The sequence below is a fragment of the Streptomyces sp. NPDC026589 genome (assembly GCF_040638385.1).
Taxonomy (GTDB): domain Bacteria; phylum Actinomycetota; class Actinomycetes; order Streptomycetales; family Streptomycetaceae; genus Streptomyces.
This window is the reverse complement of sequence record NZ_JBEZYG010000008.1, coordinates 111741-135700: the sequence shown is the minus strand read 5'-3', so window position 1 is coordinate 135700 and position 23960 is coordinate 111741. Positions and strand designations below refer to the sequence as shown.

At 74.8% G+C, this 23960-nt stretch carries 18 protein-coding genes and 1 pseudogene; 9 read left to right on the top strand and 10 right to left on the bottom strand.

The window, feature by feature from the left end:
- Window positions 1-27: 27 nt before the first annotated feature.
- The 7 genes and pseudogenes from amiA to AB0F29_RS16110 all read left to right on the top strand — a co-directional run bounded on the left by amiA (window position 28) and on the right by AB0F29_RS16110 (window position 9506).
- The gene (gene amiA / locus AB0F29_RS16140; protein WP_361872703.1) at window positions 28-162 is read left to right on the top strand and encodes a streptamidine family RiPP; all 135 of its coding nucleotides are present in this window, start codon (window positions 28-30) and stop codon (window positions 160-162) included.
- 137 nt (window positions 163-299) lie between these two features.
- Window positions 300-1337: a hypothetical protein gene (locus AB0F29_RS16135; protein ID WP_361872301.1), complete on the top strand. Its 1038-nt coding sequence runs from the start codon at window positions 300-302 to the stop codon at window positions 1335-1337.
- Window positions 1334-2962 carry a CocE/NonD family hydrolase gene (locus tag AB0F29_RS16130; protein ID WP_361872298.1) on the top strand — a complete coding sequence of 543 codons (1629 nt, stop codon included), beginning with the start codon at window positions 1334-1336 and terminating at the stop codon, window positions 2960-2962. The genes AB0F29_RS16135 and AB0F29_RS16130 overlap by 4 nt, the downstream gene beginning before the upstream one ends.
- A 2-nt stretch (window positions 2963-2964) precedes the next feature.
- Window positions 2965-4332 carry a YcaO-like family protein gene (locus tag AB0F29_RS16125; RefSeq protein ID WP_361872295.1) on the top strand — a complete coding sequence of 456 codons (1368 nt, stop codon included), beginning with the start codon at window positions 2965-2967 and terminating at the stop codon, window positions 4330-4332.
- 14 nt (window positions 4333-4346) lie between these two features.
- Window positions 4347-5735: pseudogene (locus tag AB0F29_RS16120) on the top strand (nitroreductase); the annotation flags it as partial.
- Between the two features lie 232 nt (window positions 5736-5967).
- A complete protein-coding gene (locus tag AB0F29_RS16115; protein ID WP_361872292.1) occupies window positions 5968-7707 on the top strand; it encodes an ATP-binding cassette domain-containing protein in 1740 nt (579 codons plus the stop codon).
- Complete coding sequence (locus AB0F29_RS16110; protein ID WP_361872701.1) at window positions 7704-9506, top strand: ABC transporter ATP-binding protein; 1803 nt, start codon at window positions 7704-7706, stop codon at window positions 9504-9506. The genes AB0F29_RS16115 and AB0F29_RS16110 overlap by 4 nt, the downstream gene beginning before the upstream one ends.
- 86 nt (window positions 9507-9592) lie before the next feature.
- Here AB0F29_RS16110 and AB0F29_RS16105 read toward each other — a convergent pair whose 3' ends face one another.
- The 3 genes from AB0F29_RS16105 to AB0F29_RS16095 all read right to left on the bottom strand — a co-directional run bounded on the left by AB0F29_RS16105 (window position 9593) and on the right by AB0F29_RS16095 (window position 14962).
- Window positions 9593-12058, bottom strand: coding sequence for a SpoIIE family protein phosphatase (locus AB0F29_RS16105; protein WP_361872289.1), 2466 nt, complete (start codon window positions 12056-12058; stop codon window positions 9593-9595).
- Between the two features lie 238 nt (window positions 12059-12296).
- Window positions 12297-13550, bottom strand: coding sequence for a glycosyl hydrolase (locus tag AB0F29_RS16100; RefSeq protein ID WP_361872286.1), 1254 nt, complete (start codon window positions 13548-13550; stop codon window positions 12297-12299).
- A 122-nt stretch (window positions 13551-13672) separates the two neighbouring features.
- On the bottom strand, window positions 13673-14962 hold the full coding sequence (locus AB0F29_RS16095) for a cytochrome P450 (protein WP_361872283.1): 1290 nt from the start codon (window positions 14960-14962) through the stop codon (window positions 13673-13675).
- Between the two features lie 261 nt (window positions 14963-15223).
- Between AB0F29_RS16095 and AB0F29_RS16090 the strand changes: the two genes are divergently transcribed.
- Both AB0F29_RS16090 and AB0F29_RS16085 read left to right on the top strand, forming a co-directional pair.
- Window positions 15224-15709, top strand: a complete 486-nt coding sequence (locus AB0F29_RS16090; protein ID WP_361872280.1) for a tyrosinase family oxidase copper chaperone — start codon at window positions 15224-15226, stop codon at window positions 15707-15709.
- Window positions 15710-15728: 19 nt separating this feature from the next.
- The gene (locus AB0F29_RS16085; RefSeq protein WP_361872277.1) at window positions 15729-16592 is read left to right on the top strand and encodes a tyrosinase family protein; all 864 of its coding nucleotides are present in this window, start codon (window positions 15729-15731) and stop codon (window positions 16590-16592) included.
- Window positions 16593-16659: 67 nt separating this feature from the next.
- On the opposite strand, the gene AB0F29_RS16080 is transcribed toward AB0F29_RS16085, so the two are convergent.
- From AB0F29_RS16080 to AB0F29_RS16050, 7 genes are all read right to left on the bottom strand, one after another.
- Window positions 16660-16941 (bottom strand): chaplin, encoded by a 282-nt coding sequence (locus AB0F29_RS16080; protein WP_026290151.1) that lies wholly within the window; start codon window positions 16939-16941, stop codon window positions 16660-16662.
- A 191-nt stretch (window positions 16942-17132) separates the two neighbouring features.
- Window positions 17133-18281 carry a GNAT family N-acetyltransferase gene (locus AB0F29_RS16075; RefSeq protein WP_361872272.1) on the bottom strand — a complete coding sequence of 383 codons (1149 nt, stop codon included), beginning with the start codon at window positions 18279-18281 and terminating at the stop codon, window positions 17133-17135.
- Complete coding sequence (locus tag AB0F29_RS16070) at window positions 18278-18955, bottom strand: lipopolysaccharide biosynthesis protein (RefSeq protein ID WP_361872269.1); 678 nt, start codon at window positions 18953-18955, stop codon at window positions 18278-18280. The genes AB0F29_RS16075 and AB0F29_RS16070 overlap by 4 nt, the downstream gene beginning before the upstream one ends.
- Window positions 18952-20088 (bottom strand): glycosyltransferase, encoded by a 1137-nt coding sequence (locus AB0F29_RS16065; protein WP_361872266.1) that lies wholly within the window; start codon window positions 20086-20088, stop codon window positions 18952-18954. The genes AB0F29_RS16070 and AB0F29_RS16065 overlap by 4 nt, the downstream gene beginning before the upstream one ends.
- Window positions 20085-20903 carry a polysaccharide deacetylase family protein gene (locus tag AB0F29_RS16060; RefSeq protein ID WP_361872263.1) on the bottom strand — a complete coding sequence of 273 codons (819 nt, stop codon included), beginning with the start codon at window positions 20901-20903 and terminating at the stop codon, window positions 20085-20087. Before AB0F29_RS16060 ends, AB0F29_RS16065 begins: the two co-directional genes overlap by 4 nt.
- A complete protein-coding gene (locus AB0F29_RS16055) occupies window positions 20893-22605 on the bottom strand; it encodes a lipid II flippase MurJ (RefSeq protein ID WP_361872260.1) in 1713 nt (570 codons plus the stop codon). The genes AB0F29_RS16060 and AB0F29_RS16055 overlap by 11 nt, the downstream gene beginning before the upstream one ends.
- A complete protein-coding gene (locus AB0F29_RS16050; RefSeq protein ID WP_361872257.1) occupies window positions 22602-23960 on the bottom strand; it encodes an O-antigen ligase family protein in 1359 nt (452 codons plus the stop codon). Before AB0F29_RS16050 ends, AB0F29_RS16055 begins: the two co-directional genes overlap by 4 nt.

The following is a 23960-nucleotide window of genomic DNA, read 5'->3' as shown; positions in this document are numbered from 1 at the left end:
CGATCCTTCCGAATGGAGATTCAACTCATGGAGAACAACAAGGTGTTCAGCCCGATCGCCGACCAGGGCCAGCTCGCGCACCTCTCCGCCACCCACTCGAACGCCCTCGTCGAGAACCCCTTCGACGACGCCGTCGAGGCCGACACCGCGACCGAGAAGTAAGCGACGCCTGCCGCTGACGGCAGGTTCCCCGCGTGGTGCGGGGGCGGGCCCGCCCGGTGACATCCCGGGCGGGCCCGCCCCGTTCAGCCCCCGAACGTCCCGTCCCCGCTTACCGCTTTTCCGCTTCGGAGGATTCCGTGACCCGCAGTCGACTCGCTCCCGGCACCGGGATCGTCACCGTCCCCGGTGAAGCCCCCGTGCTCCGGACCTCCGGAGGGGAGTTCCTGCGCATCCACACCGGCGGTGTCGCCGGCGAGGCCCTGGTGCGCCGGCTGGCGGGGGAGGAGGCGCCGGACCAGGACGAGCCGGACGGGAGCGGGCACGCCGCCGAACTCACCCGGATCGTCGAGGCGTTCGAGGCGGACGGGCATGCGCTGTCCTCCCCGCCCCGGGCCCGGCTCGCCGGCCGCACCGTCCATGTCCTCGGCGCCCCCGTGCTCGCCGAGCCGCTGGCACGCTGCGCAGGAGCGGAAGGCGCCGAGATCCACCGGATCACTCCGGACCGCGTGGCGGAGCTTGCCCGGGCGGCCCCGGACCACCGCACCGAAGGGCGCGTCGCCGTGGTGTGGTGCCTCGACTCGCCCGTGTCCGAAGGGCTCTGGGACACGGCGGACCTGCTGCCCGGGCGGCGCGTCGCCTGGCTGCGCTGCCACCGTGAGGGCGCCCACAGCTGGACCGAACCCCTCGCCGCGGCCCCGGGAGACGTCACCTCCCGTCACGTCAGGCTCCGCAGACTCGCGGCCACCCCCGCCCATCGCGAACTCGCCGCGTACTGGGCCGGGCACCGGACCCCCGACACCGGACCGCACCCCACCGAAGCCTCCGCCGCCCTGATCGCCGCGCTCCTCACCGCCGATCTGCTCGCCTGGGCCGAAGCCGAAGCCGAAGCCGAAGCCGAAGCCGAAGCCGAAGCCGAAGCCGAAGCCGAAGGGGTCGATGCCGGGGCGCGGGCCGATACCGGAGCCGAAACCGGGGCCCGGGCCCGGGCCGATGCGGCTACGAGCCGGGCGACCGTTCTCCCGGTGCGCCGTCGGCTGCGCCGGATCGACCTGCGCGATCTCACCTTCTCCGAGCACCCCGTGCTCCCCGTCCCGGACATCGCGCCCCTGCCCGCTCCGGCGCCGACGCGCGCCGGGGCCGGGGTTGGGCCCGGGGCAGCCAAGGCGCGCCGGTGAACACCCGCACCGTGTACGTCCCCACGCCGGACGGCACCGCGCTCGCCACCGACGTATGCCTCCCGGACGGCAACCGCCCCGTTCCCGCCGTCCTGATCAGAACCCCGTACGGGCGCGACGCCCACCGCGCCGAGCTGCGCGGCTGGGCGGCGCACGGATTCGCCGCCCTCGCCCAGGACGTTCGCGGCCGCCACGGCTCACCGGGGGAGTGGCACCCCTACCGGGGCCACGAGACGCTGGACGGCGCGGCCACCGTCGCCTGGACGCGCGCACAGGAGTGGAGCAACGGGGAGGTCGTCGCCGTCGGCGCCTCCTACGCCGCGTACTGCGCCCTCGTCACCGCACTCACCGCCCGCGACACCGCCCTTGACGCCGGCGGTGACGCAGCCTGCGATGCCGGACCCGACGTCGGCCCGGACGACCTCCAGCGCGACGGAGTCCCCGACGCCGTCATCGCCGCTGTCCCCGCGCTCGGGCTCGCCGAGACGGCGCGGGAGCCCGGGGGGCCTGAACGGCTGTGGGCCCGGGCCGGCTGGTGGGCGGCCCACGGCGACCGTCGCGACTCCGACCCGGACGCGCTGGCCCGCGCCCTGGCGGACGACCCCCGGCTGCTCGAACACCTCCCGGTCGCCCGCCTCGCGGAGCGGCTGGCCGAGGGCCTGGGGCGCGAACTGCCGTCCTGGCCCGGCCTCTGGGCCGGCCGACGGCGAGGCCGACTCGTCGCGCTGGGCCCCACCGCGCGTCTTCCGCTGCTCGCCGTCGGCGGCACCCGTGACCCCTTCGCCGACGACACCGTGGCACTGTGGCGCGGCTGGGGCGGACCGTCCCGCCTGCTGCTCGGGCCCTGGGGCCACCGTCTTACCGCCGACCCTGCCGTGCCGGCCCGCGCTCGCGTCAACCTCGGTTCGCTGTACGTACGGTGGGCACGCGCGGCGCTCGCCGGGCGGCTGGAGCCGACGCGGCACGGTGTCATCGCCCTCGGCGACAGCGGTCGCTGGCACAGCGCCCCCGGAGCGGCGATCACTCCCGACGCCACCCCGCCGGACCGGCCGGAGACGGAGTGCCGCTGGCCCTTCGGCTCGCCCACCGGTCTGCGGCTGCTCCACGGAGCCGAGTTCAGCGCCGACCCGGACCGCCCCGTGCGCTCCGACGACCTCGCCGTCCCGGCCGACAGCGACCGTGCCGACCGCTGCCTGCTCCTCTCGCCACCGCTTCCCCGCCCGCTCGACCTGGCGGGAGCCGCCGTCGCCCGGATCAACGTCACGGCCGACACGCCCAGTGCCGACTGGGCCGTACGCCTGACCGCCCTCGACCCGACCGGCCGCGCGGATCCGCTCGCTTTCGGCATCGTCCGCCGCACCGGCCCGCCCGGCGAGGCCGCGGATGTCACCGTGCCGCTCGGCACGCTGGGCCGCCGACTGCCCGCCGGGACCCGGTTGCGCGCGGAGATCGCCGGACACCACTTCCCCGCCCACGCCCGTAACCCGCACACCGGGGAGGACCCGGTCACCGCCACCCGGCTCGCCCCGTCCCGCCGCACCGTGAACCCCGGGGGAAGCGCCCTCCACCTGCCCGTCGTCGCCCGACGCCGCTACGTCGAGCCCGCACCGGAGATATGCCGTTGACCATGACCAGCGCCCTGCCCATCGAAGCCCTCGTCGATCCCGTCAGCGGGATCATCCGCGACGTCGCACCCGTCGAGCACCCCACCGGTGCGCCGCCCCGCTACACCGCGATGACCGCCGACGTCTCCGACGCCCGACGCCTCGGCGCCTGGCCCGCCGACCGCGTCTCGCTCGGCACCACGTTCGGTGACCCCCGGGGCGCCTGGATCGCCGCGGTGGCCGAGGCCGTCGAGCGCTACTGCGGCAACCGCCTCCCACCGCCCGGCCACCCCCAGGAGCCCCGCCGGGCCACCGCCGCCGAACTGACCGCCGAGGGCCACCGCGTCTACGGGCCCGGCGCCCTGCCGGCGTATGCCCCCTGGCAGTACGGTCGCCCGGGATTCCCGTACGCCGAACTCACCTCCGAAACCCCGGCGTTGTGGAGCCGGGCCGTCGAGAACGGGCGGCCGTGCTGGGCGCCCGTCGCGCTGACCCACCTCAACTGGCGGCAGGGCGAACTGCGTTCGCTGCCCCGCACCCACCACCTCAACTACGCGGGCATCGCCACCGGGCAGGGCCTCGACGACGCCGTCGAGCGCGGGCTCCTCGAAGTCGTCGAGCGCGACGCCCTGGAGCTGTGGTGGCACCTGGACGGGCCCACCCGGGGCATCGACCCGGCGAGCGTCCCCGGGCTCACCGAGGACCTGGCCGGCTGCGAGCTGGACGTGCACATCGTGGAGATGCCCTCCGAGTTCGCCCCCTGTATGGCGGCCCTGGTGCACGATCCCGGGCGCGGCATATACGCGGCCGGGTTCGCCTGTCGTTACGACCCCGCGGAGGCGGCCCGCAAGGCCGTCCTGGAGGCCGTGCACACCTGGGTGTTCACCCAGGGCGCGGTGGACGCCGACGGCTGGGTGTACCGCGCGGTCGAAGCCGGGATGCTCGCCCGTGGCCTCTACCTCGACCACCGTGCCGACCGGCGCTATCTCGACGACTGCGGGGCCGAGTTCGCCGCCGTGCGGGACCTCGGGGCCCATGTCCAGGTCTGGCTGGACGACCGGATGTCCCCGCTCGCCCGCCGCTTCATCGAACCCGCCCTCGGCACGGTCCCGGTCACCGCGATCGCTCCAGGCGGCCGCACCGCGCTCGACGCGGCGCTCGCCGCCGGGGGGCACCGGGTGATCACCGCCGACCTCACGACGGAGGACGTCGCCGAGACGACCCTGCGCGTCGCCCGCGTCCTGGTCTCCGGACTGATCCCCAACGCCCCCGCCGCCTTCGGCTACTTCGGCTGCCCACGCCTCGCGGACGCGGCGCTCGCCCGGGGTTGGCGAACCCGACCGCCCACCGCCCCGGGGGACTTCACCCTCGCCCCGCCCCCGCACATGTGAAGGAGCGCGCCGCCATGCACGACACTCCGGCCCGGACCGCCGCCCCCGACCCCCGGACGCGCCCCGCGTCCGGCCTGCTGCGCCGGGCCCTGGCAGACGTCCGCTCCTCGCGCGCGCCGGGCCGCTCCCCGTACGTTCCCGAGCGCCCGTTCCCCTGGAGCGGGACCGGGCTGCCCTTGGCCGGGGGCGAGGCCCGGCCCGGGGCGGCTCCTGGGGCCGGGGGCGGGGCCGCGCTCAACCTCGACCGCGTCCTGCGGCTCTCGCTGGCCGCACCCGCCGGCACCCCGGGCCGGCTGCGGCCCGCCCCCTCGGCGGGAGCCCTGCACCCGGTGCGCGCGCACCTGTTGGCCGGGCCCGGATGTTCGCTGCCGCCCGGGCGCTACGCCTACGACCCGCGCGCCCACCGCGCGCACCCACGCGGCCCGGCCCCCGAAGACATGCCTCCGGGCGTCCTCGTCGTCCTCACCGTGGTAGCGTCCCGCACCGTCGCGCACTACGGCCACCGGGCCTGGCCGCTCCTGCTGCTGGACACCGGGCACGCCGCCGCGGCCCTGGCGCTGGCCGCGCTCCCGGCCGCCGATGTCCTGGTCTGCCTCGACGCGGACACCGCCCTCCTCTCCGCCGCCGCTGGACTGCCTTCCGCTCCGGGTCGGCCGGATGCCTGGCTGGGCACCGAGCCGGAACTGCCGCTCGCGGTAGTCGGGTTGACACCCGCGAGCGTGACAGCCGACGCCTACGGGGCACTCATGGCCTGGGCCGACCCACCCCGTACCGGAACCTCGTCGCCGCGACCCGGCGCGGAGGCCACACCGCCCCGTGAACTCGCGGCGACACTGCACGTGTTGCACCACATCGCGGCATCCCCCGAGCTGCCCGGCGGCATCTGGCGCCCGGCCGTCCGTCCGGGACCGGTGACCGACAAGGCCCTGGAGGCGCGCCGGAGCGCCCCGCCCGACGACCTGAACCACCCGCCCGGCGAGGAGCAGCTCACCCGGCTCCTGACCACAGCCGGGACAGCGTGGCCGGACGGGCCCGCCTGGACCGCGGCGCTCGGCGGTGGCGCCCCGGCCCTGTACACGAAGGCTCCCGGCAGCAGCGGACTCGACCTCCGCGCCTCCGGGGACGCGCGTCCCACCCTCGCCCGCTGGGCCGCGGGCCAGCAGTGGATCGGCGGCGCGGGCGCGGTGCTCCTCGCCCACGGCTGTCCCGCTGACGCCCCGCCGGCCGCTGTGCGCACCGCCCACCTCGCCGCCGGGTACGCGGCAGGAGCCGTCCAGGCCCACGCCACCGCGCTCGGCCTTCGCTCCCGGCCCATCGGCTCCTGGCAGCAGGCGGACCTGGGCGCGGCGCTCGGCGAGGCCCCCGGACGCGACTGGATCGTCCACGGCCTCGCGGTGGGAGCGCCCCCACCGCCGAGCCCCGTCGCCCCGAGCTTCGTCCGACGTCCAACGACGGCCCAAACGTCACCAGCCCCGGCGCCCCCGACGCAGCGAGCCCAACGCCGCCCGCCCCAACATCACTCGCTCACACGGCACCCGGCACAGCGAGCCCGGCGCCCGCCGCCCCGTCGGCACCCGACCCAGCGTCCCCGACAAGCGCCGCCCCGGCGGCTCCGCCCGGCGAGGAAGAACGCCCATGATGCTCCACCCCGAACTCCTGCGCGCCGCGAACACCGCGCGCCGCCCGCTCGCCCTCGCCACCGCACTGCTCGCCGCGGTCGCCGCCACCCACCTCGCTCAGGCGGTCCTGCTCGCCCTCGTGCTCGCCGGGATCGCCCGGGGGGAGACTGCCGCTCTCGCCCCCCTGCTCACCGCCGTCATCGCCGTCGTCCTGGTCCGCGCCGGACTCGGCCGCGCCCAGCGCCTGACCGCCGTCACGGCGGGAGCCGCCGTACGGGTCGGGCTGCGCGACACCCTGCTGGAGCGGCTCGGTGCCCTCGGCCCCACCGCGATCACCGGCGCGCGCGCCGGAGCCGTGCGCGCCACGCTGGTGGACGGCGTCGAGGGAGTCGACGCGTACGTCTCGCGCTATCTGCCCCAAGCGCTCATCACCTGCGCCGTTCCACCGCTGCTGCTCGTCGCCGTCGCCCTCGTCGAGCCGTACGCGGCCCTCGCCCTCGGCCCCGCCCTGCTGCTCGCCCTGTTCGGGCCGCGCTGGTGGGACCGGCTGCTCGCGCGACGCGGCAAGGAGCACTGGGACTCCTACGAAGCCCTCGCCGCCGACTACCTGGAGGCGCTCCAGGGGATGCCGACCCTGCGCGCCACCGGTGCGGTGGGCCGCGTACGGGAACGGCTGGAGCGGCGGTCGGCCGCCCTGCACCGGACCACCGTCGCCAAACTCCGGGTCTCGCTCGTCGACACCGGCCTCACCGACCTGGCCGTCCAGGGAGGCACGGCAGCCGCCGTCCTCGTGGCGTGCTCGTCGGCGGCCACCGGCCGTACCGCCGCCACCGGCACCTACCTCCTGCTCCTCCTCGCCTCCGAATGCTTCCGCCCCGTCCGCGACCTCTCCCGCGAGTGGCACGCGGGCTACCTCGGAGTGTCCGCGGCCGACGGCATCGCCGCCCTGCGCACCGCCGAGGCCGCCGTGCCCGACCGGGGCACCCTGGCCGCCGCCTGGGAGAGCCCACCCGAAATCCGTTTCCAGGACGTGCGCTTCACCCACCCCGGGAGCAAGCTGCCCGCCCTCGACGGCGTCACCTTCACCGCCGCTCCCGGGCGCACCACAGCCGTCGTCGGACCGTCCGGGGCGGGGAAGTCGACCCTGCTGAGCCTGCTGCTGCGGCAACGGGACCCGGACAGCGGCAGCCTCACCGTCGCCGGGACGGCCACCGCCACGTACACCCTCGCCTCACTGCGCCGGGGCATCGCCGTCGTCTCGCAGGACACCTACCTCTTCCACGCCACGATCGCGGAGAACCTGCGCATCGCCCGCCCGGCCGCCACCGACGAACAACTGCGCGCCGCCGCCCGCACCGCCGGGATCGACCAGGAGATCGCCCGGCTGCCGGACGGTTACGCCACCCTCGTCGGCGAACGCGGCACCACCCTTTCCGGCGGACAACGCCAACGGCTCGCCCTCGCACGGGCGTTGCTGGCCGATGCCCCCGTCCTGATCCTGGACGAGGCCACCAGCGCGGTCGACGAGCGCGGCCAGGCCCGCATCGTGCGGGAGCTGTCGGCGGCCGGCCGAGGCCGCACCTGCGTCGTCGTCGCCCACCGGCTCGACGCCGTACGCCACGCCGACCACATCGTCGTCCTCGACGCGGGCCGTGTCGCCGCGACGGGCGACCACACCACCCTGCTCGCGGGCGGCGGCGTGTACGCCTCGCTCGTCGCGGCCGGGCGCACCACACAGGAGGAGCGCGCCGCATGACCCCGACCTCGGCCCCGACCGGCCCTCCCCGTCCCCCCGGCGTCGCCGCCACCGACGACGCCGCGCCCGGCGCCCTGCGCTCGCTCCTCCCGGTCCTCGGCGCGCACCGCGCCACCGTCCTGCGCACCTGTCTGGCCGCCCTCGTCGACCAGACGGCCCTGGTCGCCCTCGTGACCCTCGCCGCGTACACGGTGGGCACGGCCGTGACGGAGCACCGCCCACCCACCCCGGGGACCGTCGCCGTACTGATCGGGCTGGTCCTGCTCCGGGCGCTGGCCACCTGGCGGGAGATGGACCTCTCGCACGACCTCGCCTACCGGGTCCTCGCCGAACTGCGCGTCCGGGTCTTCGACGGGCTGGCCCGCAGCGCCCCCGCCCGGATCGCGGGCCGGCGCAGCGGCGACCTCGCGGCCACCGCGCTCGGGGACGTCGAGGCACTGGAGTTCTTCTACGCCCACGCCATCGCCCAACTCCTCGCCTCCGGCGTGGTCTTCGCCGTGTCGGCCGTTGTGCTGGCGGCCCTCGGCCCCTGGCTGCTGCTCGCCGTCGTGCCCGCCGCGCTCCTCCTGATCTGGTCACCCCTGTTCGAGGCGCGCGGACGGGCCGAACGCGGGGCGCGGACCCGGAGCGCGCTCGCCGAGGTCTCGTCCGAGACCGTGGAGAGCGTCGACGGACTGCGCGAACTCCTGATGACGGGGGCGCTGAACCGCAGGAGGGCCCGGCTCCGGTCCGCCGGACGCCGGCTCGCCCGCGCCCAGCGCGCCGAACAGTCCTGGGAGACCGGTGCGGGAGCCACCCGCGACCTGCTGGTCGTCGCCGCCGTCATCGGGGTCGTCGCGGCCGCCGCCCACGCCGCGTCCGCCGGACGTCTGGACGGGGCGTGGGCCCCGGCAGCCATGGCACTCGCCCTGGGAGCCCTGGCCCCGGTCGCCGAGTCGGCGGCCGCACTCGGCCGGGCCGGGGGTCTGCGCGCCGCCGCCGCCCGGGTCCGGGCGGCCGTGCACGCCGCCGCCGGAGCCCCCGCTCCCACCGCCCCCCGCCCCGTACCGCCGGGACCGCTCGGCCTGCGGCTGCGCGGAGTGCGGTTCGGCTACGGGGGAGAGGCCGTGCTGGACGGCGTCGACCTGACCGTCCGGCCGGGCGAGACCGTGGCCCTCGTCGGAGCGTCCGGGGCGGGCAAGTCGACCTGCGCACACCTCCTGGCGCGTTACTGGGACCCCGAGGCCGGGGCCGTGGAGCTGGTGCCCCCCGCCCCGGCGGGCCCCGTGGACCTGCGGGACCTCACCGAGGAGGATCTGCGCGCCGCCGTGTCCGTGGTGGGGCAGGAGGCCCCGCTGTTCCACGGCACCCTCGCCGAGAACCTCCGCCTGGGCACTCCGGACGCCACGGCGGACGAACTGGGCGCGGTGACCCGGATCTGCGGCATCGACCCCATCGCCGACGCCCTGCCCGACGGTCTGCGCACCCCCGTCGGCGAGCGCGGCGCGACCCTGTCCGGCGGCCAACGCGCCCGGGTGGCCCTGGCCCGGGGGCTGCTCAGCGGCCCACGCGTACTCGTCCTGGACGAGACGACGGCCCACCTGGACCACCGGGGCGACGCGGAACTGTCCCGGGCGCTCGCGGCCGGCTCCGCCACCCGGACGACCCTGGTGATCGCGCACCGCCCTGCGACGGTCCGCAGGGCCGACCGGATCGCGGTCCTGGACGGCGGGCGCATCGTCGAGGAGGGCACCTGGGACGAGCTGATCCGGGCGGGCGGCCCGCTGACCCGCCTCTTCGCCGGCGAGGAAAGTCCTTGAGGGCAGTCGTTGAGGAGAGCCCTTGAGGAGAGTCCGCAGGGGGCGTCCCCGAAGCGGTCTGGGGGCATCCTGCGGATCGGACCGGATCAGGGAAGGGGCTGCTCCGCCCAGATGATCTTCCCCCGGGGGGTGTAGCGCGTACCCCACCGATGGGCGAGCTGAGCGACCAGGAACAGCCCACGCCCGCCCTCGTCCGTCGTCCTGGCGTGCCGCAGCCTCGGTGAGGTGTTGCTGGCGTCGGAGACCTCGCAGGTCAGCGCCGACTGGAACAGCAGCCGCAGCCGCACAGGACCCGCGGCGTACCGGATCGCGTTGGTCACCAACTCGCTGACGATCAGTTCCGTCGTCATCGACAGCTCCGCGAGCCCCCACGTCTCCAGCTGCCGCGAGACCTTGGCCCGGGTCTCGCCGACCGCCGCGGGATCCACGGGCACGTCCCACGAAACCAGGTGCTCGGGGCTCAGACGGTGGGTCCGGGCGAGGAGCAGCGCGATGTCGTCCGGCTGCGGGACGGGCAGCAGCTCCTCGACCACCGCCGGACACAGGTCCTCCAGCGGCATCCCGCCCCGGGACACCGCCCGGCCAAGACGGTTCATTCCGCGCTCCAGGTCCCTGTCCGCCCCTTCGATGAGCCCGTCGGTGTAGAGGCCGAGGAGGCTTCCTTCCGGCAGCTCGATCTCCAGGGACTCGAAGGGCAGCCCGCCGAGTCCCAGGGGCGGCCCTGCGGGCAGGTCCGGGAAGCTGACCGCGTTGTCCGGCGTGACGATCACCGGTGGCGGGTGACCGGCCCGGGCCATCGTGCAGGAGCCGTTCGCCGGGTCGTAGACGGCGTACAGGCAGGTGGCCCCCACCACCGTCGTCCCGCCCCGCTCCTCAGGTCCCCCCGCGCGCTCCTCCTCGCTGAGCCGCAGGACGAGATCGTCCAGGCGTGCCAGCAGCTCGTCCGGGGGAAGGTCCATGTCGGCCAGCGTCTGTACGGCGGTGCGCAGCCGGCCCATGGTCGCGGCGGCCCCGATGCCGTGCCCGACGACATCGCCGATGACCAGGCCGACCCGGCCCCCGGACAGCGGGATCACATCGAACCAGTCGCCGCCGACCCCGTCCTTCGCGTCCGCCGGAAGGTACGACGACGCCACGTCCAGCGCCGTCCCGCCACGCAGCGTGTGCGGCAGCAGGCTCCGCTGGAGCACCAGCGCCGCGGTGTGCTCCCGGGTGTAGCGGCGGGCGTTGTCCACGGACACGGCCGCACGCGCCACCAGCTCCCGGGCGGGCGCCACATCGTCCTCGTCGAACGGCACCGGATTCCGCGACCGCATGAAAGTGGTCAGCCCCAGCACGGTGTCGCGCGCCCGCATCGGTACGGAGATCAGCGAGTGCAGCCCGAACTCCCGGAGCCGGGCGGCCCGTGCGGGCTGCTCCACCGTCCACCCGTGGCTGTCCGGGTCGAGCACCGGGAGCAGGACCGGGTCGCCGTCCAGGAGGAAGTGCGCGTCGTGCGGCGGAGGCACGAAGTCGACCGCCTCCCCGACCCGTACGACCGCCTCCGGGCAGCCCTCCCGCACCGAGCTCAGGCCCGCCCGGCGCATGGCCGGCCGCTCGCCCTCGGCCGGCGCCGTCGACCCCGGCCGGTCGCCGCCGAACGAGGTCTCCAAGAGGTCCACGAAGACGAAGTCCGCGAACCGGGGCACCGCGAAGTCGGCGAGCTCCTGCGCCGTGCGCTGTACGTCCAGGGTGCTGCCGATACCCGCTCCGGCCTCGTTCACCAGCGCGAGCAGCCGGCGTGCGTTCCACCGGTCGGTGACGTCGAGGACCATGCAGCCGATGCCGATCCGCCGGCCCCCGGCGTCGCCCAGCGGGAAGAACGAGCTCGCGAACGCCCGCCGACGGCGCGGATCCGGCCAGCTCCAGCCCAGGTACTCGTAGTCCGTGATCGCCTCGCCGGTCGACAGGGCCTGCCGCATCAACCGCTCGATGGGCGTCGCCAGTTCCCCGGGCAGCACCTCGCTCGGCCGGCGTCCCAGTCGCTGTTCCCGGGGCACGCCGTCGACCCGTTCCAGGGTGTCGTTCAGCCAGAGGTAGCGCAGGTCGGGGTCGAGCACGGCCATGCCGACCGGTGACCGGGCCAGGAAGTCGTCCAGCACGGACCCGCGCATCGTCCAGTGCGGGGTGAGTTCCCGCCCGGACACCAGGAAGCCCTCCCGCCCGGCGATCAGGAACGAGGCGGTGGCCCGTACGTCGATGTCCAGCGACCGGCCGTCCCGGGCCCGCAGGGGGACCAGTCCGCTCCACCCCGACCCGGCCCGGCAGCGGGCGGCCACCGCAGCCGTGCGCCGGGCGTCCGGAGGGCCCGTGAGGAGCCGGGAGGCGGACCGGCCGACCACCTCGGCCGCCGGATACCCGAGCAGCGCCTCGGCCCCGCGGGTCCAGCCGATGACCGTGCCGTCCCCGGCGATCACCGCTGCCGCGCCGTCGGTCGTCCGCGCCGGTCCGAGCCCGTCCCCGGAGGGCAGCGGGCCGGGCTCCGCCGGGGAGCCCTCGTCGGCGGATGCCATCGCACTCACCACCCTCTGTAGGTTTCCATGGTCGCTCGTCGCCCCGGACGGCGCCCGGTGCGGAGTCCGGGCGCGGGCTGTCCCTCGTTCGGCGGCGTGACGGAGCGGGCCGTGTCCGCGTTGGTGGAGATGACAAGCGGTTGCTTGTCCACCTGCCCCCGCGCTGGACCCGTGTGGGTGGACGGCTCCGGCTCCGACAGGAGGGCCGGAGCCGTTTCCATGCCCGGGATGCCCGTGGTCAGTAGCGGAAGCAGATCTCGCGCTCCCGCAGCCACGGGCCCAGCCAGTCGCCGAACGGGACCGACACACACCACTCGCGGGCGGGCGGCGCCCCGGCCCCCGGACCCGTGGGCGTCGGCGCCACCGGGGACGGCGCCACGGACGGCGGGACCGTCGGGGAGGACGCCGGATCCGTCGGGGCGGCGGTAGGCGTGGGGCTGGGGCTGGGCGTGGGTGTCGGGCTGGGCGAGGGCGCGGCCGGCGCGGCCATCTCGGTCAGCATCGTCCGGAACACCTTCGACGACCGCGGATTGCTCTCGCACTGCCAGACGCCGTGCGGGCAGTAGTCCGTGACCGTCTGGTACAGCGGCTCGTGCCGGTCGATCCACTCCAGCATCCGCCGCATGTACTCGGGGTTGTCGCCGTTGCGGAAGAGCCCCCACTCCGGGAACGAGATGGGCTTGCCGTGCTCCGCGGCGAAGTCGACGTGCTTCTGGAGCCCGTACGGGTCGGTGATCTGGTCGTCGAAGGTCTCGCCGGGCGGCTGGTCGTAGGAGTCCATCCCGATGATGTCGACGACATCGTCGCCCGGGTAGCACTCGGTCCACGGCACCGCGTCCCGTCCCCGGCTCGGCGTGAAGTCGAAGCGGAAGTCCTGACCGTGCACCGCGCGCATCGCCGTGACGATCCGCTGCCAGTACGCCTTCCAGGACGCGGGATCGGGGCCGCACCGATGGGTGTACGTGGTGCCGTTCATCTCCCAGCCGAGCACGATCACGGTGTCCGGAACGCCCAGCCCCACCAGCCGCTCCGCGAGCCGGGTGAAGTGCTCGTCGTAGTCTCCCGCCGCGCCCGCCCGGAGCAGGGCGCGGACCTCGTCGTCCGGGACCCGCTCCTCGTTGCGCTCCAGCATCGGCACGTTCAGGACGAACATCCGTTCCGGGTCCGCCTGTCTCCACTCCGCCCAGGCGTCCAGGAAATCGGGCGCCCCCTCGATGTTCACCCACAGGTCGCCCGGCAGGTACGTGTGTCCCACCCGGAGCTCCGCCCCGCCGAGCCAGCGCGACAGCTCGGCCATCCGGCTGACTCCTGCGGGCCCGTAGTCCAGATACGCGCCGTGCGCCGTGCTGCTCGCCGCCCCCGGGGCGCCGGGGGCGGCGCCGTCGACGGAATCGGTGCCCGGCGGCGACTGCCCCGCGATGCCGCCGCCCGCCAGGAGGCTGAGAGCAGCCGCCGCGATGCACGAAACGATAAGTCGGCGCTTGGCCGGCATTGCTCCTCCTGGCTGCGGTGAATTCCGGCCGGTTCGGCCTGATAGGGAGAGAGTCGCATCATCGTTCACCGGGGGCATGTGCAGGAGCCCATTTATCGTATTCGGCGTTGCGTACGTGCCGTTCAGGTGAATGTGGGGCCGAACGTGAAGGGCAGCGAGCCGACGCGGTTGTCGAAATTCGAGTCGACCAGGTCCGGATCTCCCAGATTGCGCATGACGGGACGACGGGCGATCAGTTCCCGGAAGAGTGCCGCCATTTCGACCCGCGCCAGGTGCGCTCCCAGGCAGTGGTGCGGCCCCCCGCCGCCGTATCCCAGATGGGGATTGGGCGACCGGGTGATGTCGAAGCGATCCGGCTGGGTGAAAACCGTCCCGTCGCGATTGGCCGACGCGTAAATGAGGGCGACTTTCTCCCCCGGGAGAAACGTACGGCCGCTCAGGTCGCATTCCGCGGTGACAGTCCTGCGGAACTGGATGATCGGTGTCGAATGCCGCACGATCTCGTCGACGGCGCCGCCGATGTACCGGTCGAAGTCGGACCGCAGCAGCTCCCGCTGCTCCGGATGCCGGTCGAGCAGGAACAGCCCGTGCGCGATGGCGTTGCGGGTCGTCTCCACCCCCGCCACCAGCAGCAGCGAGAAGAAGGCCCCGAGTTGCCGGCCGGACAGCGCCTCGCCGTCGATGTCCGCGCTGACGAGCGCCGAGACGAGGTCGTCCCCGGGGTGACGGCGCCGCTCCCGGGCGAGCCGCCCCATGACGAACCGCATCCGGGCCAGCGACGCCAGCCCGCGGCCGGGAATCCGCAGCCGGGCCCGGCCCCGGCGCTCGACGCCGACGTGCTCCGAGGCGTGGTCGATCTGCTCCGCGATCCGCGCCCGGTACGCCTCCGGGATGCCCATCAGGTCGCAGATCACCTCCAGCGGCAGCCGCGAGGCCGCCGACGGCATGAAGTCCCGGGGGCGCTCGGCGATCAGCTCGTCCACCAGCCGCCCGGCGAGCCGGCCGACGTTCTCCTCGACGTCCGCCAGCAACCGGGGAGTGAACCGCCGCGAGACGATGCGGCGCAGCGCCGCGTGCTCGGGCCCGTCCATGTTGACCATCGAGTTCCCGAACAGCGCCTTCGCCCAGCCGGCCGGCTCCGGGGTGGTGACCCCCGGAGCGCTCGCGAACACCTGGGGCGTGCGGCTCGCGGTCCGCACGTCCGCATGGCGCACCAGGGCGTGGAAAGGCTTCCCGGCGGTGCGCGCGGCACCGGCCCGCGGAGTGAACAGGACCGGCGCGTCCAGCTCCCGCAGCAGGGCGAAGGCCCTGAGCCTTATGGGGCGGGGCAGCCGCCAGAAGGCCGGGTCGGCCAGATCGACGTCCGCCGCGCGCAGTACACGGTCCCCGGACGACTGATACGGAACGGTCATGCCCATCACCTCCACGGTTCGCCAGGCCATGGTCAGGCCCGCCGGCCGCGAGGAGCCTCATCGACGCGGCCCGTCGCTCCCGATGAGCCCGCACCCTCACGCGTTTGACGGAACGGAGCCGGCGACTGTGCGCCGTACGCCGCACGCACGAGAACTGTTTCGCCACCGCCTCGTTGTCAACATCGCCATCAGAAGCACCTCGGACGAGTGAGCCAGTCACGAGTCGACGAGGCGAGTCAACGAGAGGCAGGCAGTCATCCCATGAGCCCCACCCCCGCGAAACCGGGCGGCACCCGCGTTCCCTCCCGCCGGATCGTCCTGCGCGGAGCCTTCACCGCCGCAGTGGTCACGGGCACTGCGGGCGCCCTGCTCCCGCTGATCGGCCGTGAGCGGGCCGCCGCGGTCCGGCCCGTGCCCCGGGCACCCGCATCCGGCACCGGATCCCGCCCCGCACCCGCGGCGGAGGAGTTCGCCGAGACGTACCGGGGCAGGGAGATCCGGGCGACGGCGACCGTCGTCGTCCCCGCCGGCGCCACGGACGACGACCGGGTCGCGATCGCCGCCGAACCGGGCCCCGAGATCCGCATCGACGGCAGGCCCCTGCACGTCATGAGGCGGGCGGACGGCACCTATCTGAGCGACGTCCGGCACTACGAGTCGTACCCGACGCTGCTGGAGGCGGCCCGTGCCGCCGTCGACGAGCTCGGAGCCGCCCAACTCGCGCACCCCGCCGCGCACCGCATGTGAACCAGGAGGACCAGCACCGGTGTACACCCGCAAGAACCAGCGCGACCTCACGCGCACCGAGAAGCGCCGGCTCGTCGACGCGATCCTGAAACTGAAGCGCTCGGGCCGCTACGACGACTTCGTCGTCATGCACCGGGAGTACTACGTCATGGACACCGAGCGGCGGCCGCGCCCGGCGCACATGACGTCCTCGTTCTTCCCCTGGCACCGCCAGTACCTGCTGGAGTTCGAGAAGGCGCTCCAGGGCGTGGACGAGGGCGTCAGCGTCCCGTACTGGGACTGGACCCAGGACGACAAGCCGACCTCGTCGCTCTGGGCGGAGGACTTCCTCGGAGGCAACGGCAGACAGGGCGACCGGCAGGTCACCACCGGGGCGTTCGCCTACGGTACGGGCAACTGGAGCGTCGGCAGGGGCGTCACCGACGAGCACTACCTCACCCGCAACTTCGGCAGACCCGGCCGCGACCCGGTCTCCCTCCCCACCGGGAACGACCTGGCGCGGGCGCTCAAGGACCCCGTCTACGACACCGAGCCCTGGAACAGCGTCTGCGCCGAGGGCTTCCGCAACCGCATCGAGGGGTGGGGGATCCGGGGCGTGCGCGGGGTGGGCCTCCACAACCGGGTCCACCAGTGGGTCGGCGGCCCGATGGCGGGCGCGGCCTCCCCCGAGGACCCGGTCTTCTGGCTCCACCACTCCTTCATCGACCTGCTGTGGGACCGGTGGCGCAAGGCCCACCCGAACTCCGTCTACCTGCCGGGCCGCAAGCCCGCGTCGCCGGGTCCGGACCGCGACTACGTCTTCGGCCGCGACGACGCGATGCCCCCCTGGGGCGTGCCCCCGAGGAAACTCCTCGACCACGGCAAGCTCTACCGCTACGCCTGAGCCCGGACGGAGGAACGGCCGGCCCCCTCCGCGAGGAGGGAACCGGCCGTTCCGGTACTACGGGAGATCAGCGGCCGTAGCCGTAGCCGCCCTTGTCGTGGTGGCCGCCGTCGGCGTTGACGCAGGTGTTGCCGAAGGCCGGGTTCAGCAGGCCGATCACGTTGATCGTGTTGCCGCAGAGGTTCACCGGCACGTGCACGGGGACCTGGACCACGTTGCCCGAGCCGACGCCGGGGGAGGCGGCGGCGAGGCCCTGCGCGCCGGCGTCCGCGGACGCCATGCCGGCGCCGCCGGCGATCAGGGCGCCGGTGCCGGCCATGACTGCGGCGACCTTCGTCATACGAGACATTCGGAACTCCTAGAACAGATAGGGGGTGTGCTGCGGACGCGAGGCCCGCACCCCCTGACAACGCGGGAGAGGCCGGACGGTAACGGATCAGCGCATAGGTGATATCTCCGACGCCCCTGTCCGGCGTACGCCCGGCCCGTCAGCGGTCGGCGTACGCCCGGCCCGTCAGCGGTCGGCGTACGCCCGGCCCGTCAGCGCCCGATCACCGGCAGCCCCGTCAACCGCTCGTGCCAGTCCCGCGCCGCCGGGAACCGGGCCTTCACGGTCTCCACCGCCCGCTCCCGTACCGCCACCTGCGACTCGCGCAGCCGCAGCAGCGGCTCCAGGCCCGGCCGCGCCAGCAGCAGCCGCTGGTTGACCACCGGCACCGGCCCCCAGTGGTTCTTGTAGCTCTCCGCACCGCGCAGCAGGCTCAGCACCGCGCGCCCGCCGTCCGAGGCCTGCTGGGCGACCTCGCGCAGCAGCAACGTCGACACATCGACCTTCCGCTCGCGCAGCGCCGGGTCCGCACCGTACAGATAGCCGCCCGTCAGCCGTCCGGACTGCAACGACAGGTTGGACGCCACCACCTCGCCGTTCAGCCGGAACTCGGTCATGGCCGCCGTACCGTCTCCCACCATCCGCCCCACCGACCGGATCAGATGGTCCGAGAACCGCGCCCGGAGATGTTCGGGGTTGACCGCCCGGCCCTCCCACTGCCGCTCGTGCAGCCGCAGCAGCGTGCCGATCGCGGCGGGCACCCCGTCCCGCGGGATCCGGCGCGCCTCGACGCCCAGGGCGTCGACCTTGCGCAGCTTGGAACGCAGCCGCTGGCCCCGCGAGCCCGTCAGCCGTGCCACGGCGTCGCCCAGCGGCTCGGCCGGCAGCTCCATGCACGTCGAGTCCGTGAGCCGGCTCCGGGCCCCGGCCCACCGCCCGAACAGCAACTGCGCCGACGCGTCGGGCCTGACCTCCCGCAGGTCAACCACGGTGTGCCGGGCCGCCCGGTCCAGACCGCGCCCCAGCGCCCCCACCGCGTAACCGGCCTCCTCCTCGTCCAGAAGGATGTCGAAGAAGTCGGAGATCGCCCCGCCCATCGGGACGAGCAGTGGCATCGGACGGTGCACCAGCATCAGCGGCGCCGCCCCGATCAGCCGTCCCCCCCGGCGGACCAGCAGTACCCGCAGCCGGCCCTCCTGACCGTAGGAGATCCACCACGAGTGCAGCCAGGCGTGGCTCTGGAACGGGGTCGCGGTGGCGCAGCGGCTGTGCAGCGCGTCCCACTCCCCGGCGAGCGCGCCGAACTCCCCGAAGTCCCGGCACAGGGTCACGGAGAGGCCGCCCGCCCGGCGCCCCGTCATCGGACGAGCTCCCGGTCGTCCTGGGCGACGTTGCCGCCCCCGGCCGTCGGTGCGGGAACCTGCGCCGGGAAGGTCCGGCCCGCCCGGCGCGGCCGGACCAGCAGCACGAGGCCGCCCAGCAGCCCGCCCGTCGCGGCCCCCACGGCGGCGCCCAGCGGCACGGACGGCGAGACCGGCTGGTCCGGCGTCATCGCGTGGGTGAACTTGATCAGCCTCACCCCGGTGTCCTTGGAGACATGGCCGCTGCTCACGATGACGGCCTCGATGACCGCGTTGGCGATGTCGGCCGCCCTGTGCCGGTCCTCGGACGTGCCCGTCACCGCGATCATCGGCGAGTCGGGAGAGGTCTCCGACCGGACGTGGGACCGCAGCTCACGCACCGGTTCGCCGGCCGCGCCCCGGGCGTACGAGAGCGTCGCGTCGCTCGTCGTCAGCCGCCCGTACGACTGGGCGTACCCCAGGGCCGCCGAGGGGTCCGTCTCCCCCTCGGCGACCGCCATCGCATAACTGGTGGCCTCGTACCGGTCCGCGGCGAGCGCACTGTACGAGAGCCCGGACGCGGTGCCGATCAGTACGGAGACGGGCAGCGGCCACCAGTGCGGCAGCCGGGCGAGAGCGGTGCGCAGCCGACGGACGACGACATGTCGGCGCTGCTGCTCGGGTGAGTCGGTCATGAAAGGGCTCTCCGGTTCGGTGGGGCGGTGTCGAGGGCGTACGCGTACACGTCCATCAGGCGCTCGCTGCTGCGCCTGATGTCGTAATGGCCGACGGCCCGGGGCGGCGGCCGCCGGTCCGCTCCGGCCTGTATCCGCTGCCGCAGCCGGGCCGTCAGCTCCTCGGGGCTCCCGGCGATCCGGGTGGCGCCCGGGGCATGGGCGGCGGGCAGGTCGTCGATGGCCGGGCAGGCGTCGTGGAGCACGGGCAGTCCGGCGGCGAGCGCTTCCACGGCGGCGAGCCCGAAGGACTCCTCGCGGGACGTGGAGACGAAGGCGTCCAGGGCGCTCAGCAGCGCCGGCACCCCCGGAACCGGACCGTCCCCGTGCTCGTCGCACTCCCCGAGGAACCGGATCCGGTCCACGGCCCCCAGGCGCAGGGCCAGCGCCCGCAGCGCCCCGGCCTCCGGACCGTCCCCGGCCAGCAGTAGGCGGGCCTCCGGAAGCGCGGCGACCGCGCGGATCAGCACGTCGAACCGCTTGCCCGGCACCAGCCGACCGACCCCGCCGACGACGAACGCCCCTTCGGGGACGCCCAGTTCCGCCCGCACGGATGCCCGACGTCCCGCGTCGAAGCGGAACCGGTCCGCGTCGATGCCGTTCGGCACCAGCCGGATCCGGTCGGCCGGCACCCCCCAGTCCCGCAGCCGGCCGGCCACGGTGGAGGAGACGGCGACGGTCGCCGCCCCGAGGCGTTCGGTCGCGAGGTAGAGGGCGCGGACGGGGCGGGTGAGGGGGCGGCCCTCGATCTCGGCCCGCCCCAGGGAGTGCTCGGTCGCGACGGTGGCCCGGGTCCCGGCGAGCCGGGCCGCGATCCTGCCGTACACACAGGCCCGGTACAGATGGGTGTGGACCACGTCGTAGCGGCCGTCGCGGATCAGCCGGGCCAGCCTTCCGACGGCGGTGAGGTCCCGGTTGCCGCGCATCCCGAGGTGGGTCACCCGGATGCCGTCGGACCGCAGCTCCTCGGCCACCGCCCCCGGGTTGGTGAGCGTCACGACATCGCACTCCACCGGCAGATGCCGCAGCAGCAGCCGCAACTGCCGCTCGGCGCCGCCGACCCCGAGCCCGGTGATGACGTGCAGCGCCCTCACCGGGGGCCGCCCGTCCGCACCGGCCCGGTGGCCCGGGAGGCAGCACCGGGCGCCGCCACCTGCCGCAGCCCGTGCCGCAGGTCCTTCGCCCACAGGCGTACCCCCCGGTCCGCCTGGCTGATGTGGGTGCGGGGCAGCGCGAACCGGCTGAGCAGCGGGCCTGGAGCCAGCGCGCACGCGTAGCCGTAGCCCGCCGAGCGCGCGGCCTCGGTGACCCGGCGGTCGAGGATGCCGTACGGGTAGCAGAAGCCCTCCGGGAGCGACCCGGTGAGATCGCCGATCAGCTCCCGGCTGCGGGTGGTCTCCCGGCGCAGCTCCTCGTCCGGAAGGGCCGTCAGGTCCTGGTGGTACAGACCGTGCGAGCCGACCTCCATGCCCACCGCGGCGACCCGCCGGACGTCGTCGTGGGTGAGCAGCGGCTTGCGCGGGCCGAGCGGATCCCACTCGTTGACGCCACCCGGCCGGCCCGGGAGGACGAAGACCGTCGCCCGGAAGCCGTGCTTGCGCAGCACCGGCAGCGCCTCGTCGAGGAAGTCCGCGTACCCGTCGTCGAAGGTCAGCCCGACCAGGCCGCGCCGCCCCGCGTCCCCCGCCCGCAGCAGCTCGGACACCCCCACCCCCGTCAGCCGCCGGCCGCGCAGCCAGGACAGCTGCTCGTCGAGGCGGTCGGGGGAGACGGTGATGCCGTACGGATCGTCGCTCGGGTCCGTCACCGAGTGGTACGTGAGGATCCACGGCCGACGGCGGGTGTGGGTGTGCGGGCGGAGCCGGGACGAGGGAGCGTCGGCGCGGTGTGCCGAGGATTCAGCGGCCATCAAGGAACCTCCGTCGGGTGAGTGCCAGCAGGGAGACGACCTCGGGCGAGCGCAGGGCGAGCCCGGTCAGGAAGAACACGGCGGGGACGAGAAGACACCCGGCGGCCAGACTGAGCACCGGATCGGGGACCAGGGGAGCGCAGGCCCAGCCGGCCACGCCCGCCGCCAGCGACGCCCCGGTGAGCCGGCCCAGCGAGAGCGCCACGTCCCGCGTCCGGATCGGCACCACCCGGGTGCCGAGGCCCATGAGGAGCAGCAGCGCCGTCGTGCTGATCCCGATCGCGTTGGCGGTCGCGATGCCGTCCACGCCGAAGCGGTACGTCAGGGCGTACCCGGCCCCCATCGTGACCAGCAGCCCGGTGCCCATGGCGAACGCCGGGAACCAGGTGGGCCGCCCGGACGAGAAGAACGGGCGGCTCAGCGCGCCGACCAGACAGTGGCCGAGCAGCCCCAGCGCGTACACCCGCATCACCTGGGCGGTGGACGCGGTGTCGGCGGCGTCGAACGCGCCGCGCTGGAAGAGGACCTCGATGATCCGGGGCGCGTAGCCGAGGACGACCGCCGTGCCGAGCAGCACCACCATCCCGGCGAGCGCCAGGTCCCGCTCGACGCGCAGCCGGGCCTTCTCCCGGTCCCCCGCGGCCATGGCCTGCGCGACCACCGGGAAGGTCACCGTGCAGATCATCAGCGACAGCACCATCGGCAGCTGCGCGACCTTCTGCGCGTAGTTCAGATGCGAGATCGCGCCCGCCGGCAGCGTGGAGGCCAGGAACCGCTCCACCAGCACCTGGGACTGACGGCTCACCACGAACAGGACCACCGGGGCCAGCACCGCGAAGCTCAGCAGCGGAGCGGTCCGCGCCGCGCGCCGACTCCGCCGGAACCTCGGCAGCCGGGGCCGCGCGAGCGGTACCAGCCGCAGGAACATGGGCAGTTGGGTCAGGATCATCAGCACACTGCCGACCGCGACCCCCACCGCGGCCGCCCGTACCCCCCACGTCGCGTGCAGGGCCAGCGTCATCCCGATGATGCCGAGGTTGTACGCGACATAGACCCCGGCGGGCGGCAGGAAGCTGCGGTGCGCGCGCAGCGCGGCGCTGAAGTAGCCGGTGACCCCGAAGGTGAGGACGGTGACCGCGGTCAGCCGCGTGCAGTCCACGGCGAGCCGCGGATCGGCGAGGCCCGGGGCCAGCACGCCCACGACCCACGGGGCGCCCGCGATCAGCAGCGCCGCGCCGCCGGAGAGCAGGAGGAACAGGCGGGGGAGCGTGGCCGCCACCAGATCCCGTACGGGGTCGTATCCGGGGGCTTCCCCGGCCGCCGCCCGCCGGGTCAGGGCGAGACTGAACGCGGGGACCAGGAGGAGCGCCATCCCGTCCTCGATCAGCAGCGTCGCCGCCATCTCGGGCACGGTCCAGGCGATCAGGAAGGCGTCACTCGCGTCGCTCGCCCCGAAGTACCGGGCGATGGCCTGGTCCCGCACCAGACCGAGGACGGCTCCCACCACGGTCAGCACCGCCGTGGCCGCCGCCGCGCGGGCGAGGAAGGCTCCGAGCCGGGGCGCCTCGCCGTCGGCCGTCCCGGGCGCGACGCCGGGGGAGAGGCACCCTTCGGCTCCTCCTCCCGGGGCCGGGAGCAGCGGCGGGGCCGCCGCGCCCGCCGGACGCGCCTCGGCCTCCGTCCCCGTGCCGGTGTCGCTCATGCGGCGCTCACCCGGTCCGGCCCGGCCAGCGCCCACCAGGCGGCCAGCCCCAGCACGACCCCGCTCAGCACCGTGGTGGGCCCGCCGATGTCCGCGTACAGGAAGTTGACGCTCTGCCAGGTCATCAGGGCCACCGCCGCCAGCCCGCAGTCAAGGGCAGCGTGTCCGCGCGAGCGGGCGACGTACAGTCTGCGGACCGCGCCGACCAGGATCGCCGCCCAACTGCCGACGAGCGCGGTCAGACCGATGAGGCCCTGCTCGCTGAGGACGAGGAGATACATGTTGTGCGGGGAGAGGAGCGCCTGCCGGCGGAAGTCCTGGCCGGCCCCGGCCGTGTCGCTGCCGGAGGAGAGCCCGATGGAGGCGTGTCCGTCACGGTGTGCGGGGAAGCCCTTGAGGCCGAACCCGGCGGCCGGCCGCTCCCGCCACATCGCGCCGGCCGCGCTCCACATCGCGTAGCGGTCGCTGACCGACCGGTCCGGAGTGCTGGTCACCCGGGTCACGCTGGCGGCCCGGTCCGCGATCATCTCGGAGCCGACGCCGAACCCGCCGACCAGGACCACCCCGGCCGCGCCCAGCACGGCCAGCGACGTCCAGGCCTGGCGCCGCCCGGTCAGCGTCAGGGCGACGAGGACCGCGACGACCGTGGCGATCCACACGCCCCGGCTGAACGACAGCGTCAGGGGCACGATCAGCGCCACGGCCAGGACGGCGGCGCACGGCCGCAGCCAGACCGGGGCGCTCCGTGGCGTACGCAGGGCACAGGCCGCGGCGGCGAGCAGCCCGTAGGCGACGACGGTCGCCATCCCCATGATGTCGCTGGGCCCGAACGTGCCGACCGCCCGGACGTCCTCGCCCATGTAGGAGGCGCCGGTTCCGGTGACGTACTGATGGACGCCCGTGACGCCCTGCGCGACCGCCAGGAGGACGAGCGAGCCGGCGACGATCCGGAACCCGTGGGCGTCCCGGAGCAGCAGGTACACGGCGATCGGTACGAGGACGAAGACCTGGAGATGGCGGACCAGCCCCGGCAGGGCCGCCGCCGGGTCCGCCGCGGTGACCGTGGCCACCGCGAAGCCCACGGCGGGCAGGCCCAGGACCAGCGCGGCGGTGGCGCTCAGCGGACGCTGCCGCAGATACAGCAGCCGCCCCACGCACACCAGCACCGCGAGGCCGGACGCCACGTCGGCCGGGCCGCCCCCACCGGAGGCCCCGGAGGGCAGAGCGGGCAGCAGGACGGTCGCGACCAGCGGCAGCAACGGCCAACGGCTCCGCCAACCACCCCACGGGGGGCGGGAGAAGGCGCGGGGTCCGGCCGCCGTCGACGGCGCGGGCGGGCTGAGCACAGCGGCCAT

Excerpts from the sequence above, each read along its gene's own strand:
- AB0F29_RS16115 (WP_361872292.1), top strand. The coding sequence starts at position 5,968 with ATGATGCTCCACCCCGAACTCCTGCGCGCCGCGAACACCGCGCGCCGC.
- AB0F29_RS16060 (WP_361872263.1), bottom strand. The coding sequence starts at position 20,903 with ATGGCCGCTGAATCCTCGGCACACCGCGCCGACGCTCCCTCGTCCCGG.
- AB0F29_RS16050 (WP_361872257.1), bottom strand. The coding sequence starts at position 23,960 with ATGGCCGCTGTGCTCAGCCCGCCCGCGCCGTCGACGGCGGCCGGACCC.
- AB0F29_RS16095 (WP_361872283.1), bottom strand. The coding sequence starts at position 14,962 with ATGACCGTTCCGTATCAGTCGTCCGGGGACCGTGTACTGCGCGCGGCG.
- AB0F29_RS16125 (WP_361872295.1), top strand. The coding sequence starts at position 2,965 with ATGACCAGCGCCCTGCCCATCGAAGCCCTCGTCGATCCCGTCAGCGGG.
- AB0F29_RS16070 (WP_361872269.1), bottom strand. The coding sequence starts at position 18,955 with ATGACCGACTCACCCGAGCAGCAGCGCCGACATGTCGTCGTCCGTCGG.
- AB0F29_RS16055 (WP_361872260.1), bottom strand. The coding sequence starts at position 22,605 with ATGAGCGACACCGGCACGGGGACGGAGGCCGAGGCGCGTCCGGCGGGC.
- AB0F29_RS16075 (WP_361872272.1), bottom strand. The coding sequence starts at position 18,281 with ATGACGGGGCGCCGGGCGGGCGGCCTCTCCGTGACCCTGTGCCGGGAC.
- AB0F29_RS16100 (WP_361872286.1), bottom strand. The coding sequence starts at position 13,550 with ATGCCGGCCAAGCGCCGACTTATCGTTTCGTGCATCGCGGCGGCTGCT.
- AB0F29_RS16110 (WP_361872701.1), top strand. The coding sequence starts at position 7,704 with ATGACCCCGACCTCGGCCCCGACCGGCCCTCCCCGTCCCCCCGGCGTC.
- AB0F29_RS16090 (WP_361872280.1), top strand. The coding sequence starts at position 15,224 with ATGAGCCCCACCCCCGCGAAACCGGGCGGCACCCGCGTTCCCTCCCGC.
- AB0F29_RS16105 (WP_361872289.1), bottom strand. The coding sequence starts at position 12,058 with ATGGCATCCGCCGACGAGGGCTCCCCGGCGGAGCCCGGCCCGCTGCCC.
- AB0F29_RS16080 (WP_026290151.1), bottom strand. The coding sequence starts at position 16,941 with ATGTCTCGTATGACGAAGGTCGCCGCAGTCATGGCCGGCACCGGCGCC.
- amiA (WP_361872703.1), top strand. The coding sequence starts at position 28 with ATGGAGAACAACAAGGTGTTCAGCCCGATCGCCGACCAGGGCCAGCTC.